Origin of the sequence: Novosphingobium sp. B-7, from assembly GCF_000410615.1 — a bacterium.
GTDB classification, from domain to species: domain Bacteria; phylum Pseudomonadota; class Alphaproteobacteria; order Sphingomonadales; family Sphingomonadaceae; genus Novosphingobium; species Novosphingobium capsulatum.
This window is the reverse complement of the sequence record NZ_KE148317.1, coordinates 891-14,769: the sequence shown is the minus strand read 5'-3', so window position 1 is coordinate 14,769 and position 13,879 is coordinate 891. Positions and strand designations below refer to the sequence as shown.

Annotated in this window: 13 protein-coding genes; 8 read left to right on the top strand and 5 right to left on the bottom strand. The window is 66.2% G+C overall.

Annotated elements, in window-relative coordinates; all coding sequences use genetic code 11:
• The 3 genes from H926_RS0110060 to H926_RS0110050 all read left to right on the top strand — a co-directional run.
• Positions 1 to 462 (top strand): methylamine utilization protein MauD (locus tag H926_RS0110060; RefSeq protein ID WP_022676186.1); only part of this gene is annotated, 462 nt, incomplete at its 5' end.
• Between the two features lie 37 nt (positions 463 to 499).
• The gene (locus H926_RS0110055; protein ID WP_022676185.1) at positions 500 to 1,048 is read left to right on the top strand and encodes a methylamine dehydrogenase light chain; all 549 of its coding nucleotides are present in this window, start codon (positions 500 to 502) and stop codon (positions 1,046 to 1,048) included.
• 11 nt (positions 1,049 to 1,059) lie between these two features.
• Positions 1,060 to 1,605: a hypothetical protein gene (locus H926_RS0110050; RefSeq protein WP_022676184.1), complete on the top strand. Its 546-nt coding sequence runs from the start codon at positions 1,060 to 1,062 to the stop codon at positions 1,603 to 1,605.
• A 32-nt stretch (positions 1,606 to 1,637) separates the two neighbouring features.
• Here the strand turns inward: H926_RS0110050 and H926_RS0110045 are convergent, their stop codons facing one another.
• Positions 1,638 to 3,359, bottom strand: a complete 1,722-nt coding sequence (locus H926_RS0110045) for an amidohydrolase (RefSeq protein WP_237741007.1) — start codon at positions 3,357 to 3,359, stop codon at positions 1,638 to 1,640.
• A 119-nt stretch (positions 3,360 to 3,478) separates the two neighbouring features.
• Between H926_RS0110045 and H926_RS0110040 the strand changes: the two genes are divergently transcribed.
• The 3 genes from H926_RS0110040 (at position 3,479) to H926_RS0110030 (ending at position 6,135) form a co-directional block, all read left to right on the top strand.
• Positions 3,479 to 4,645 (top strand): aminotransferase class I/II-fold pyridoxal phosphate-dependent enzyme, encoded by a 1,167-nt coding sequence (locus H926_RS0110040; RefSeq protein WP_022676182.1) that lies wholly within the window; start codon positions 3,479 to 3,481, stop codon positions 4,643 to 4,645.
• Between the two features lie 972 nt (positions 4,646 to 5,617).
• Positions 5,618 to 5,797, top strand: a complete 180-nt coding sequence (locus H926_RS0110035) for a hypothetical protein (RefSeq protein WP_028657823.1) — start codon at positions 5,618 to 5,620, stop codon at positions 5,795 to 5,797.
• Between the two features lie 74 nt (positions 5,798 to 5,871).
• Positions 5,872 to 6,135: a hypothetical protein gene (locus tag H926_RS0110030; protein ID WP_028657822.1), complete on the top strand. Its 264-nt coding sequence runs from the start codon at positions 5,872 to 5,874 to the stop codon at positions 6,133 to 6,135.
• On the opposite strand, the gene H926_RS0110025 is transcribed toward H926_RS0110030, so the two are convergent.
• Both H926_RS0110025 and H926_RS0110020 read right to left on the bottom strand, forming a co-directional pair.
• Entirely contained in the window at positions 6,125 to 6,628 is a 504-nt protein-coding gene (locus H926_RS0110025; RefSeq protein WP_022676179.1) for an isoprenylcysteine carboxyl methyltransferase family protein, read from the bottom strand. The two genes, H926_RS0110030 and H926_RS0110025, sit on opposite strands and share 11 nt — an antisense overlap.
• Positions 6,625 to 7,674 carry a type III polyketide synthase gene (locus tag H926_RS0110020; RefSeq protein WP_022676178.1) on the bottom strand — a complete coding sequence of 350 codons (1,050 nt, stop codon included), beginning with the start codon at positions 7,672 to 7,674 and terminating at the stop codon, positions 6,625 to 6,627. Before H926_RS0110020 ends, H926_RS0110025 begins: the two co-directional genes overlap by 4 nt.
• 130 nt (positions 7,675 to 7,804) lie before the next feature.
• Between H926_RS0110020 and H926_RS0110015 the strand changes: the two genes are divergently transcribed.
• Both H926_RS0110015 and H926_RS0110010 read left to right on the top strand, forming a co-directional pair.
• The gene (locus H926_RS0110015; RefSeq protein ID WP_022676177.1) at positions 7,805 to 9,361 is read left to right on the top strand and encodes a DHA2 family efflux MFS transporter permease subunit; all 1,557 of its coding nucleotides are present in this window, start codon (positions 7,805 to 7,807) and stop codon (positions 9,359 to 9,361) included.
• A 118-nt stretch (positions 9,362 to 9,479) separates the two neighbouring features.
• Entirely contained in the window at positions 9,480 to 10,310 is an 831-nt protein-coding gene (locus H926_RS0110010) for a 23S rRNA (adenine(2030)-N(6))-methyltransferase RlmJ (RefSeq protein ID WP_022676176.1), read from the top strand.
• A 53-nt stretch (positions 10,311 to 10,363) separates the two neighbouring features.
• On the opposite strand, the gene uvrA is transcribed toward H926_RS0110010, so the two are convergent.
• Both uvrA and H926_RS26705 read right to left on the bottom strand, forming a co-directional pair.
• A complete protein-coding gene (uvrA, locus tag H926_RS0110005) occupies positions 10,364 to 13,339 on the bottom strand; it encodes an excinuclease ABC subunit UvrA (protein ID WP_022676175.1) in 2,976 nt (991 codons plus the stop codon).
• A 113-nt stretch (positions 13,340 to 13,452) separates the two neighbouring features.
• Positions 13,453 to 13,879 (bottom strand): ABC transporter ATP-binding protein (locus tag H926_RS26705; RefSeq protein WP_148291703.1); only part of this gene is annotated, 427 nt, incomplete at its 5' end.

The window sequence follows — 13,879 nt, the reverse complement described above, 5'->3', positions numbered from 1 at the left end:
GGCCCGGCGGTGGGTGCGGCCAGCCAGGCGGTGGCCAGCCACACGCTCGATGGCGCGGCGATCAGCGTGGGCGGCGCGGCAAGGGGCACGCCGCTGCGCCTGCTGATGTTCGTGTCTGCCTCGTGCCCGCTGTGCAAGAACCTGATCCCCATGGCCAAGTCCTTTGCCCGCGACGAGCGCGTGGCGCTGACCTTCGTGGGCGACGATACGGTGGACGCGCAGCGCGAGATGATCGCGCGCCATGGCTTGGAAGCCTATCCGTTCGTCAATGGGCCGGAAGTGGGCCAGGCCTTTGCCGTGGGCAAGCTGCCGTTTGCCGTGCTGCTCGATGACCAGGGCGTGGTCCTGTCCAAGGGGCTGGTCAACAGCCGCGAGCACCTCGAAAGCCTGGTGATTGCCCACGAAATGGGGGTTCATTCGGTGCAGGACTATGTCGCCCGCATGCATGGCGCGGTGGCCTGACGCAAACGCTACGAGAAAAGTTCTAGGGGCAACGATCATGATCCATTTCGATGCTGACAGCCTGGGCGAAAAGGTCTTGCGGCGCTTTGCCGGCGGCACGTCGCGCCGGGGCATCCTCGCCCGGCTGGGCACCGCACTGGTGGCCGCGCCGCTATTCCCCGTGCTGCCGGTGAGCCGTGCCAATGCCGCGCCGGCCAAGCCCGATCGAGGGCCAGAGGCGAAGACCACCTTTGCCCGTGGCGCGCAGGTAACCGACAACACCAAGTGCGATTACTGGCGCTATTGCGCGATCGACGGCGCGCTGTGCACCTGCTGCGGCGGTGGGGTACACACCTGCCCGGCCGGGGCCGAACCCTCTCCGGTGTCGTGGGTAGGCACCTGCGTCAATCCCGAAGACGGCAAGTCGTACCTGATCGCCTATCGCGATTGCTGCGGCAAATCCTATTGCAACAAGTGCAATTGCGACAATGCCGATCGCGAAACGCAGATCTATGTGCCGCAGCTCAACAACGATATCATCTGGTGCTTCGGTACGCAGAGCATGGAATACCACTGCTCCACCGCCGTGCTGGTCGGCGCGGCCTGAGCGCAGCGGCCATGAAGATCGCGCGTCTTTCCCTGCTGGCGGCCACGGCATTGCTCAGCGCCAGCCTCGCCACGCGGCTGAGCGCGGCGCACGATGCCGCGCCCGCCCCCGCTATGGCGCAACCGGTGATGGAAGATCCCAACCAGGCGCGGGTGGATTATATCGAGAATTGCGGCGGCTGCCACGGCGTGAACGGCAGCACGGTGCCGGCACAGCTGCCCGAACTGCTGGGCCGCGTCGGCTGGTTCATGTGCACGCCCGATAGCCGCGCCTATCTGCTGCGCCTGCCCAACGTGGCGCACAGCCGTATTCGCGACAATGCCGAACTGGCCGATCTGATGAACTACGTGGTCTTCGTGCTGGGCGGGCATAGCGTGCCGGCCGGCACCCGCCCATTCACCGTCGATGAAGTGGGCCGCGAGCGCCAGCATGCGCTGTCCAACGCCTCGCTTACCGCAGAGCGGCTGCGCCATGCCACTACCGCCGTGAAGCAGTGCCATGCCCCGCAGGATATCACGCTGCTCTATCCTGGCTACAATCCCGCGACGGCGCACTGACCCGCGCCGATCGGCGCAGGGCCAATGCCCCGTCAGCGACGCAGGCGGCTGTCGTAGACCAGCTTGCCACCCACGAACGTCATATCCACCTTGCCGTTGAGCAGGGCTTCGGGTGGCGCGGTCAGCGGATCGAACGGCAGCACGATCATGTCGGCCAGCTTGCCGGGTTCCAGCGTGCCCTTCTGGTTTTCTTCCCAAGACAGATAGGCGCCATTGGCGGTGTACATGCGAATCGCCTCGGCACGTGAAACGGCTTCTTCCGCGCCGTGCACCACGCCGCTGGGCCCCTTGCGGGTGATCGCAGCATAGAGGCCGACGAGCGGCCCCACCGGCAGGTTGTCGCTGCCGAAGGCCATGAACAGGCCGAATTTCTTTACCGGCGTGGCCACCGCATTGTTATGCGCCAGGCGCCAATCGTCCAGCACCTGGGTGTAGCGGTCTTCCAGGTTGTAGAGAAAATTGGGCTGCTGGGCGATCATCACCTTGTCGCGCGCCATAGTCTGCATCGTGGCATCGGGCGGCATGATCGTAAAATGATCGGTGAACCAGCGGTGGTCAGCCGGCATCTTGCCCTGCGCCGCCAGGCGTTTGAGCGCCATGTCATAGGCATTGACAGTCTGCACGATGGCCGCGTCGCCAATGCAGTGCAGGCCCATCTGCCAGCCGGCCACGGCCGCGGTATCAACCATCTCCTGAAGCTGCGCATCGGTGAAGCGGCCCTTGCCGCGAAAGCCAGGCTGCCCCTTGTAATCGGCCAGCAGCCACGCGGTGGGGCCGGTAAAGCCGCCGTCCACCGCGTTCTCGCCAATCGCGCCCAGGCGCACATGATTGTCACCATAACCGGTGTGATGCGGGAAGGCCTTGAGCCGCGCGGCACCGGGATAGCTGATGTACATGGTCACGCGCGGCAGGCGGTCACCCATTTCCGCATAGAGTTCGCGCGCACGGCGAAAGGTCATTCCCGCGCCCAGCAGGTCCAGCCCCTGCTCGCCGGGCGCCGGGCCGCCCGCACCATAGGGCTCGTCGTCGATCGATCCGCTGGCATCGTGGAAACTGGTGATGCCCAGCGCCAGGATGGAGCGGAGCCAGGTGACCGTTGCCGGCTTCATCACGTCCCAGCCGGGCTGGGGGATCAGGCGCAGCACCGCGCCATAGCTTTCGCGGATGATACCGTTGGGCTCGCCACTGGCATCATGCTCGATCAGCCCACCGGCGGGATCGGGCGTGTTGCGGTCGATCCCCGCCAGCTTCAGCGCCAGGCTGTTGGCCACGGCCGAATGCGATCCGGCGCGCACCAGCAGCACGGGATTGTCAGGCACGGCCGCATCGAGATCGGCACGGGTTATGTTGCGCTTTTCCGCCAGGTTGGCTTCCTGCCAGCCATAGCCGGTGATCCATTGCCCTGGCCCCAGCGCGCGGGCCTTGTCGCGCAGCATGGCCTGCACCTGTGCCATGCTGGTGGCGCTGGCCACGGCAATGTCGCTGGGCTTGATCGGCGCGGGATGCAGATGCGTATCGATGAAGCCGGGCATCAGGGTGCGGCCTTTGAGATCGACCACATCGCGCGCCGCAAAGCGCTTGAGCAGCCCTTCCCCGCCCACCGCAACAATACGATCGCCGCGCACAACCACAGCCGACGCCACGGCAAAACGCTTGTCCACCGTCAGCACCTGGCCATTGTGCAGGATCAGGTCTGCCATCTGGCGCGCCTGCGCCCCACTGGCGCCGCACAGCACCAGTGCCAATCCCGCCACGCCTGCCTGCCACGCCTTGCGCATTGCCTTGCCCCCCGGTTCGCCTGAAAGAGGCTAGCAAATTGTGATCTCAGTGCAACAGGCTTTGCGTCGTCGCATCGGGTGCCTAAGATCGCGGGATGACCGCGCCTTCGCTGAACCCGCTCTATGCCACCATGCCCACCACGATTTTCGAGGCGATGTCGGCCCTCGCGCGGGAGCATGGCGCGATCAACCTCGGCCAGGGCTTTCCCGATGGCCCGCCGCCGCTCGCGCTGGCGCAAGCCGCCGCGCGGGCCATGGCGGAACGATCGCAGCAATATCCCCCGATGGCCGGCGTGCCCGAACTGCGCGATGCGGTCGCCGCGTTCTATGCCCGGCGGCAGGGCCTGGCCCTGGCGCGCGAGCATGTCATCGTTACGTCGGGCGCAACGGAGGCGGTGGCAGCGGCGATCCTTGCCACTGTCCGCGCGGGAGACGAGGTGCTCGTGCTGGCGCCGGCCTATGATGCCTATGCCCCGCTGGTGCGCCGCGCTGGCGGGGTGCCGGTGTTCGTGGGCCTGGCGCCGCCCGATTGGGCCATGCCAATCGATGCGCTGCGCGCCGCGATCACGCCGCGCACCCGCGCGCTGATCCTCAACGATCCGCTCAATCCCACCGGCACGGTGACCAGCGCGGCAGAGCGGACGGCGCTGGCGCAGCTCTGCGTTTCCGCCAACCTGATCGCCATCTGTGACGAAGTGTGGGAGGTGGTGCGGTTCGATGGCCTGCGCCATGCCTCGCTGATGGCAGAGCCGGGTATGGCCGCGCGCACGATCAAGGTGGGATCGGCCGGCAAGATCTTTGGCGCCACGGGGTGGAAGGTGGGCTGGCTCGTGGCCGATCCGGCACTGGCCACGGTGGTTGCGCGCGCGCACCAGTTCCTGACGTTTACCACGCCGCCGATGCTGCAATGGGCCGTGGCAGAAGGGCTGACCGATGATGCGCTGATCGATGCCCAGGTGGCCGATTGGGCGGCATCGCGCCAGGCGCTGCTGGAAGCGCTGGCCCACCATGGCTTTGCCACCCTGCCCGGCAGCGCCACCTGGTTTTCGTGCATCGATCTGGCGCAGAGCGGCGTGCCCCTGGATGATCGCACCTTCGCCACGCGCGCCGTCGCCGAAGCGGGCGTGGCAACCATTCCGCTTTCCGCGCTGTGGGAAGGCCCGCCCGCGCCGCGCCATATCGTGCGGCTGTGCCACTGCAAGCCGCCGCCCATGTTGCGCGCCGCCGTGGGAAAGCTCGCCGCGTGGCGCGATGGTTTGTGACAGGTTGAACCGCTCGTCCCGCCTGTCAAACCATCCGCAAAATTCCCTCTTGCGCGACTCGAAAGACAGGCGCAGCATCCCTTTATCGACAGGAAAACGTGCCGCCGATCAGCTGGTACAAGCCGATGATTTACGGCGCTATTTTCTTGAAGTGCAAGCCTTTTGCCAAACGGAACACCGGCCATGTCCGCTCGTGCCTTCACGGCATGGTGAGCGGGTGTGACGGCGCCCGCGAGGGGGCTTGCGGCAATGGTTTTGTGCGCAGCAATTCCGCCTTGGCTGGTGTCTGGACACGCGGCCTGGAACTGTTTCGCAACCACCATATGCCTGTCCTTTGCCCCGGCGGGGTCCGTCCCGTGCGTTCATGATCGGCGCGCGTGGGAGCGGTGCTTCGAGGCAAAGGCCACGCCCGTGATGCCGCCCGCAAGCGGCGTTGCGCAGCAGGTCAGGCCTCGCTCTTCCCCGAGCGGGCGATACGGACCGTGCACGGGAGCTTTGGCGCCGCCTGGCCATGCCGGACGCCGCCAACGGCCCAGGGGCTTCGTGCCCTGGAAGGCCCCCGCCCTCGGTCCGTCGGCCATGGCCGAACACAACGCCGGTTAAACGGCCACAGGCGCATTGGGGGCCGGCAGCGATGCCGGCCCCCGTTTTCTGTGGCTCATACCAACCTGCACGGTTTCCAACCCATGAGGATTGCGCTCCCCCGTTCGTTGGCGAGGAGCGGCCGCAGCTGCGATGTGGGCGCATCGTTGCAAGGTCGCGACAAAGTCCAACGGACGGGGGAGCGCAACCCTGCGGGCGCCTTCTGGCGACCTTCGGACTGCGTTGCATCCTTGGCATGATGCACCACATCACGCCGGCGGATGCGCCTTGCCGAAGGCCGCCAGAAGGCGTCCTCATGGGTTGGAAACCGTGCAGGTTGGTATTGCCGTTTTCTTGGACAGGCGCCCCGTCATGCCCTACCGCGCGGCCATGGCCGAAAAGTTCGAACGTCATCGCCAGCCCTGGACTCCTGCTGAACTCCATAAGCTTCACACCCTCGCCAAAAAGGGCATGGGCCTCAAATCCATTGCCAAGGCGCTCACCCGCACCGAGGAATCGGTCAAGGATCGGGCCAAGGCCGATGGCCTGAGCATTGCCAAGCTGCGTTGACAAGCTTGGGTTCAGGCAGTCCAATCGATACGGTGGGCCGTCGCAACTGCACCCTGTTTGCAAGGAAACCGTTCATGAATGCACGTGCTGCCAGCGTTATTCTGGGTCTTGGTGCCATGCTGATCGGCATGAGCCAGACGCCCGCTTTGGCCGAGGCTGATCCCGGCAAGAAGGCCTGCGTGCAGGAAGCGCGGCGGCTGTGCCCGGCCGAGATGAAATCGTTGAGCCGCAAGAAGGTGGAAGCCTGCATGATCGCCAAGATCAATGAGACTTCCCCCGTGTGCCACGCCGCGATGCTGCGCATCCGCGCAGAACGCCAGGCGGCCGCTAAGCGCTGATTCCGGCGCTGCCGTAGAGCGCGCTGTTCTCTGCCCTGATCCGCACCGTCAGCATGGCGGCGTTGAGCACAGTAAACAGCAGCGCTACCCACACCAGGCCAAACGTCAACGGCAGCACCGCGATTTCGGCGGTCACCACCATGTAGTTGGGGTGGCGCACGAAACGGAACGGCCCACGCTTTACCAGCGGCGCGTCACGCGTGACGATAATGCGTGTGGTCCAGCGCGGGCCCAGCGTGGCCAGTACCCACACCCGCAGCAGCTGCAGCACGGCAAATACCGCCAGCAGGGGCAGAAAGATCGGCCGGTCACCCACCGTGAACCACAAGACCGCCAGCCATGCGGTGTGCATCGCCACCATCACCGGATAGTGATTGGCGCCCACTTCGCGCGCGCCGGCCGCCATCAGGCGCGCGGTGTTGCGCCGGGCGATCACCAGCTCGCTCAGGCGCTGCAGCGTGACAAAGGCCATGATGGCATAGGCCGCGTTCATGCCGCGCACCGCAGCGTGAGCGACGACGCGGTAAACCCCGGCCCCAGCGCGCTCATCACGCAAAGCGGCGGCAGCCCCTCTTGCCGATAGCGATCCAGCACGAACAGCACCGTTGGCGCAGACATATTGCCGTGATCCCGCAAAACCTCGCGCTCCTTGACCAATGCGCCTTGGTTCAGAGCAAGGGCGCTTTCCAATGCATCGACCACCTTGGCCCCGCCGGGATGGCAGATGAAGCGATCAACGTCCTCGATCCGCAAGCCTTGCGGGGCAAGCATCTCCTCCATCGCCTGGCGCATTTCCTGCCGGGCAAAGGCGGGAATGGCCCGGTTGAGCACGACGCCCAGGCCGGTTGGCTCTGCCTGCCAGCCCATGATGTCGAGCGTATCGGGCCAGGTCTTTTCGGCGCTGGCGGTAATCTCGGCAAAGCCGCCCTCGCCGCTGCGCAGCACGCAGGCCGCCGCGCCATCGCCGAACAGCGCGGTCGATACGATATCTGCCTTGTCCGCCCGGTCGGTGCGCAAGGCCATGCTGCATAGCTCCACCGTCACGAACAGCACATGCGACCCCGGCGTGGCGCGGGCGAGCTTGCTGGCCAGGCCCAGCCCGGTTGTGCCGCCGGCGCAGCCCAGCCCGAACACCGGCACGCGCACTACATCGGTGCGGAACAGCATCCGTGCCATAGCGCGCGCCTCCAGGCTGGGGGTGGCGATGCCGGTGGACGACACAGTAACGATGGTATCCACCTGGTCGGCGCGCAGATCGGCCTGGGCCAGCGCCTGCTCCGCCGCCGCGACCCACAGATCGAGCGCCACCTCCAGATAGACCGCGCTGCGTTCGGCAAAGCTGCGTTCCTGGCGATACCAGGCCACCGGCCGCGCCAGTTGCCGGGTGTGGACACCGGCGTTGGTATAGACCGCGGCCAGCCGCTCGAAATCGGCAAAATGCCCGCCAATGAGCGTACGCGCCGTGGCGATCGCCTCTTCCTGGGGCAGGATATTCGGGGGAGTTTGGGTGGCAAGCGAGAGAATTGAAACGGGCAGCATCTACGGTATCGCCTGCAAGACCGGCGAACCGGTGAAAAAGGTGCAGCCCGAAACGATTTTGACGAGAGCGAGTTCCTTGCCTGCGATAGGACAAGGGCGATTTCGCACAGGAGAATCGATGGCTGGACGCATGGTTGGCACGGACGCCCCGAGCCTAGGCGAAAGAGACGGCGCAAGCTATCGCGAATGGATCGGCTTTATCCTGATGTGCCTGGGCATGTTCATGGCCATCCTCGATATCCAGATCGTCGCCACCTCGCTGCCCGCCATCCAGGCGGCGATCGGCATCGCGCCCGATCGCATGGTGTGGGTGCAGACGGCCTATCTCACCGCCGAAATCGTCGCGATCCCGTTGACCGGGTTTCTTACCGCGCGGCTCGGCATGCGCTGGCTGTTCGTGGCAGCGGCCTGCCTGTTCACACTGGCATCGGCAGGGTGCGCGGCCAGTAGCGGCTTTGCCCAGCTGATCGCCTGGCGCGTGGTGCAGGGTTTTGCCGGCGGAACGCTGATCCCGGCGGTGTTTGCCGCCGTGTTCCTGCTGTTTCCGCCGCGCAGCCAGGGCCTTGCCACCACGATCGCCGGCGTAGCGGCGGTGCTAGCCCCCACCATTGGCCCGATCGTGGGCGGATGGATCACCCAATCCTATTCCTGGCACTGGCTGTTTCGCGTCAACATCGTGCCCGGCATCATCGCCAGCCTGGGGGTGTTGCTGTTCCTGCGCGGCAAGCAGACCGGCCGCCAGGCTGGCCGGCCGATAGACGCGCTGGCGCTGGTGCTGCTCGCCGCCGCGCTGGTGGCGCTGCAACTCGGCCTCAAGGACGCGCCGTCGCGCGGCTGGGCAGACCTGCGCGTGGTCGCGCTGCTTTGCGCGTCGGGCATCAGCGCGATCGGCTTTGTCTGGCGCACGGTGACATCCTCTGCCCCGCTGGTGGAACTGCGCTGCTTTGCCGATCGCAACTTCACCATCGGCTGCCTGCTCAGCTTCGTGCTCGGCTTCGGGCTGTTCGGCTCCACCTATCTCATGCCCTTCTTCCTGGGCCTGGTGCGCGAACACGGCCCGCTGCGCATTGGCGAGATCATGCTGGTAACCGGCTGCACCCAGCTGCTGGTCGCGCCAATCGCGGTCTATGCCGAACGCCGGATGGACCCGCGCCTGCTCACCGGTTTCGGCTTCGTGCTGTTCGCCATCGGCCTGCTGCTCAGCACCGGGCAGACTGAGCAGACCGATTTTCAGGCGATGATCGTGCCACAGATCGTGCGTGGGGCGGCGATCATGTTCTGCCTGCTGCCGCCCACCCGCATGGCGCTGGGGCGGCTGCCCAATCGGCTCGTGGCCGATGCCAGCGGGCTGTTCAACATGATGCGCAATCTGGGCGGTGCGGTTGGCCTGGCGTTGATCGACACCACGATCTTCAGCCGCGCCGCCACCGCCGGCAACCACATCGCCGACCAGTTGCGCGCCGGCGACGTAGCCACCGCCGTGCGCATCGGCATTCCGCGCGACGCTTTCCTGGAACAGCGCGGCCAACCGCTCGACGATTTCACCACCGAGATGGTGCGGCCCCTGGTGGAAAAGGCCGCGCTGGTTCCTGCGGTCAATGCCGCCTGGCTGCTGTGCGGCGTGCTGGTCGCGCTCGCGGTCCTGGCGCTGTGGTTCGTGCGCCGGGACGCGGCGCTGCGCGACTGACACGGCTGGTCTGGTGAAGAGTGACGTCGCAGGCTAAGGGCGCTGTCGCAGCGGTGCGGCCAGGGCGTGCCAGCCCGCGTGCCCGCATCTCGGCAGACCGTCAGGATTTTGAAGCAGCATGAATTACCGCCATTCCTTCCATGCGGGCAACAGCGCCGATGTCGTCAAGCATGCCCTGCTGATCGCGCTGGTGCGGGCCTTGCAGCAAAAAGACGGCGCGCTGACCCTGATCGACACCCATGCCGGCTGCGGGATTTACGACCTGCGCGGCGATGCGGCCCAGCGCACCGGCGAAGCGACGCAGGGTGTGATGCGGGCCTTTGCCGACCAGAACCCCCTGCTGGACGACTATCGCGCCGCCGTGCAGGCCGTGAACCAGGGCGCGGAGCCACAGCTCTATCCCGGTTCGCCACGGTTTCTGGCGCAGCTGCTGCGGCCGCAGGATCTGCTGATCCTGAACGAAAAACACCCCGACGATGCCCAAGCCCTGCGCGGCGCAATGCGCGATACGCCCGCCGCCGTGCATCAGCGTGATGCCTATGAGCTATGGCTGGCGATGGTGCCGCCACGCACGGCGCGTGGGCTGGTGGTGGTTGACCCGCCTTATGAACAGACCGACGAACGCGCGCGGATCGTCACGACGCTTGCTGCAGCCCAGCGCAAATGGGCCCATGGCGTGACGGTGATCTGGTACCCGCTCAAGGACCGCGCCGCCCATGTCCGCTGGAAGGACCAATTGCGCAAGCTGCGCATCCCGAAACTGCTGACCATCGAGCACTGGCTCTATGATGCCGACCAGCCCGGCATCTACAACGGCGCCGGGCTGTTCATCGTCAACCAGCCCTACGCCTTTACCCAGGCACTGCCGCCCATGCTCGAAGCGCTGCGCGCCGCGCTGGCGCCAGAGGGGCACCGGGGCGAGCTAGCAGCCGCCTGGCTGGGCGCGTGATCGGGCGGCCTGCCGCGTAGCCCCTCCCCGCACGGCGGCGAGGGGCTTGTCGCTCAACGCTTCAGCAACGGCGCCAGATAGTGGCCGGTAAAGCTCGCCTTGTTCTTGGCGACCTGTTCCGGCGTGCCCACGGCCACCACTTCGCCGCCGCGCACGCCGCCTTCGGGGCCCATGTCGATGATCCAGTCGGCGGTCTTGATCACATCCAGATTGTGTTCAATCACCACCACGCTGTTGCCCTGCTCCACCAGGCGGTGCAGCACTTCCAACAGCTTGCGCACGTCTTCGAAATGCAGGCCCGTGGTGGGCTCATCGAGGATGTAGAGCGTCTTGCCGGTGGAGCGGCGGGCCAGTTCCTTGGCCAGCTTCACGCGCTGCGCTTCGCCGCCCGATAGCGTGGTGGCCTGCTGCCCCACCTTGACATAGCCCAGGCCCACTTCGCCCAGCATGGCCATGCGATCGCGGATCGGCGGCACGGCCTTGAAGAACTCCACCGCGTCTTCGATCGTCATGTCGAGCACGTCGGCGATCGAGTGGCCCTTGAACTTCACCTCCAGCGTCTCGCGATTGTAGCGCTTGCCGCCGCATTCCTCGCACGTCACGTAAACGTCGGGCAGGAAGTGCATCTCGATCTTGATCAGGCCATCGCCCTGGCACGCCTCGCAGCGTCCGCCCTTGACGTTGAAGCTGAACCGCCCGGCCTTGTAGCCGCGCGCCTGCGCCTCGGGCAGGCCGGCAAACCAGTCACGGATCAGGGTGAACGAACCGGTATAGGTCGCCGGGTTGGAACGCGGGGTGCGGCCGATCGGCGACTGGTCGATCTCGATCACCTTGTCGCAATGTTCCAGGCCCTTGATGGCGTCATGCGCGCCGGCCACCACGCGCGCGCCATTGAGTACGCGCGAGGCGCCAGCCTGCAGCGTATCGATGGTGAGGCTGGACTTGCCCGAGCCGGACACGCCGGTGACGCAGCAGAACGTGCCGAGCGGAATCTTGGCCGTCACGTTCTTGAGGTTGTTGGCCCGCGCGCCTTCCACCACCAGGGACAGGCCATTGCCCTTGCGGCGCTTCTTGGGCACCTCGATCCGGCGTGCGCCGGTCAGGTATTGCCCGGTCAGGCTGTCGGGATTGGCGAGGATATCTTCGAGCGTACCCTGGGCGACGATCTCGCCGCCGTGGACACCCGCGCCGGGCCCGAGATCGACGACATAGTCCGCCGCGCGGATCGCGTCCTCGTCATGCTCTACCACGATCACCGTGTTGCCCAGGTCGCGCAGCCGCTTCAAGGTTTCGAGCAGGCGGTCGTTGTCGCGCTGGTGCAGGCCGATCGACGGTTCGTCGAGCACGTAGAGCACGCCCGACAGGCCCGAACCGATCTGGCTGGCCAGGCGAATACGCTGCGATTCCCCGCCTGACAGCGTGCCCGAGGTGCGATCGAGGTTGAGGTAATCGAGCCCGACATTGTTGAGAAAGCCCAGGCGTTCGTTGATTTCCTTGAGGATCGCCTTGGCAATCTGGCTCTGCTGGCTGGTCAATTTGCCATCGAGCGTGGCAAACCATTCCAGTGCGTCGCTGACCGACAGGCGCGTGCTGGCGGAAATGTCGTTGCCCGCCACTTTCACGCTCAGGGCCTCGGGCTTCAACCGCGCGCCGTTGCAGGTTTCGCAAGGCTGCGCCGTCTGGAACTTGCCCAGCTCCTCGCGCATCCAAGCGCTTTCGGTTTGCAGCATGCGGCGATTGAGATTGCCGATCACGCCTTCGAACGCCTTGGAAACGGTATAGCTCTTCTTGCCGTCGATGAAGGTCAGCGGCACGGCCTTGCCCGCAGTGCCATGCAGGATCACGATCTTCACTTCGCCCGGCAGCTTGTCCCACGGGGTATCGAGGTTGAAGCCGAAATGATCCGCCAGGCTGGCCAGCACCTGCATGTAATAGGGGCTGGGCGGGTTGGACTTGGCCCAGGGCACGATCGCGCCCTGCTTGAGGCTCAAATGCTCGTTCGGCACCACCAGTTGCGGGTCGAACAGCAGCTTTTCGCCCAGCCCGTCACACGCCGGGCAGGCACCCTGCGGCGCGTTGAACGAAAACAGCCGGGGTTCGAGCGCATCGAGCGTGAAGCCCGAGACCGGGCAGGCAAACTTTTCCGACAGGACAATGCGGTTGTCGGGCAGGCCGGCGCCCTTGAGCTGGCCCCCCTTCACGCTTTTGGCGCCAGTGCCCTTCTTGGCCTTTTCCGGCGGCGCCTCACCATTCAATTCGGCCACGGTCGTATCGGCCAGGTCGATAAAGACCAGGCCATCGGCCAGCTTGAGCGCCTGCTCGAAACTGTCGGCCAGGCGCGTCTGGATGCCGTCCTTCACCGCAATGCGGTCGACCACCACCTCGATATCGTGCTTGTACTTCTTGTCGAGCGCGGGGGCGTCTTCGATCGCGTAAAGCTCACCATCGATGCGCACGCGGGTGTAGCCCGCCTTCTGCCACTCGGCGAGTTCCTTGCGGTATTCGCCCTTGCGGCCGCGCACCACCGGCGCCAGCAGATAGGCGCGCGTGCCCTCGGGCAGGGCCATCACGCGATCGACCATCTGGCTGACGGTCTGCGCGCTGATCGGTAGGCCGGTGGCCGGCGAATAAGGCACGCCGATCCGCGCCCACAGCAGGCGCATGTAGTCATAGATTTCGGTGACCGTCGCCACGGTGGAGCGCGGGTTGCGGCTGGTGGTCTTCTGCTCGATCGAGATCGCCGGCGAGAGGCCGTCGATGTGCTCCACATCGGGCTTCTGCATCATTTCCAGGAACTGGCGCGCATAGGCCGACAGCGATTCGACATAGCGCCGCTGCCCTTCGGCATAGATCGTGTCGAACGCCAGGCTGGACTTGCCCGAACCCGACAGGCCGGTGATCACCACCAGGCTGTCACGCGGCAGATCGACATCGATCCCCTTCAGGTTGTGCTCGCGCGCGCCGCGCACGGAAAGGGTGGTCAGCGCGGAGCGAGCGGCGCCGGGCGCACGTGTGGGGGCGGTCGACATGAAGGGCAATGTTCCAGATTTGTTCGATTCACGCAAGCCTGTCGCAGCGCAGCAAGAACCGCGCAAGATGGCTCGGTGGGCAAGGGCGATTGACCCCTGATGTGGGGAGCCGATCAGCCGATCGCAAGCGCGCGGGTCCGCCCATCGCCCACCCAGCGTGCCTTGACGCCCCAGACCCCGGCTAGCACGCCTTCGGCCAGCGCCAGGTGCGGCGCGCCATTGGCGGCCACGGTGCCACGGTCGAGCACGATGACGTGATCGGCATGGTTCATCGCCAGGGCAAGATCGTGCAGCACCACCACCACGCCCACGCCTTGCCCTGCCAGGCGGCGGAAATGGGCGAGCAGCGCCTGCTGGTGCGCCAGGTCGAGGGCGGCCAGCGGCTCGTCTGCCAGGATCCAGCGCGGCTGCCCGGCCAGGACCCGCGCCAGCAGCGCACGGGCCCGCTCCCCGCCCGACAGCGTGCCCACCTCGCGCCCGGCAAGGCCGGTAAGGTCAAGCGCCTGCAACGCTGCCATGGTTGCGGCCGCGTCTATCCGC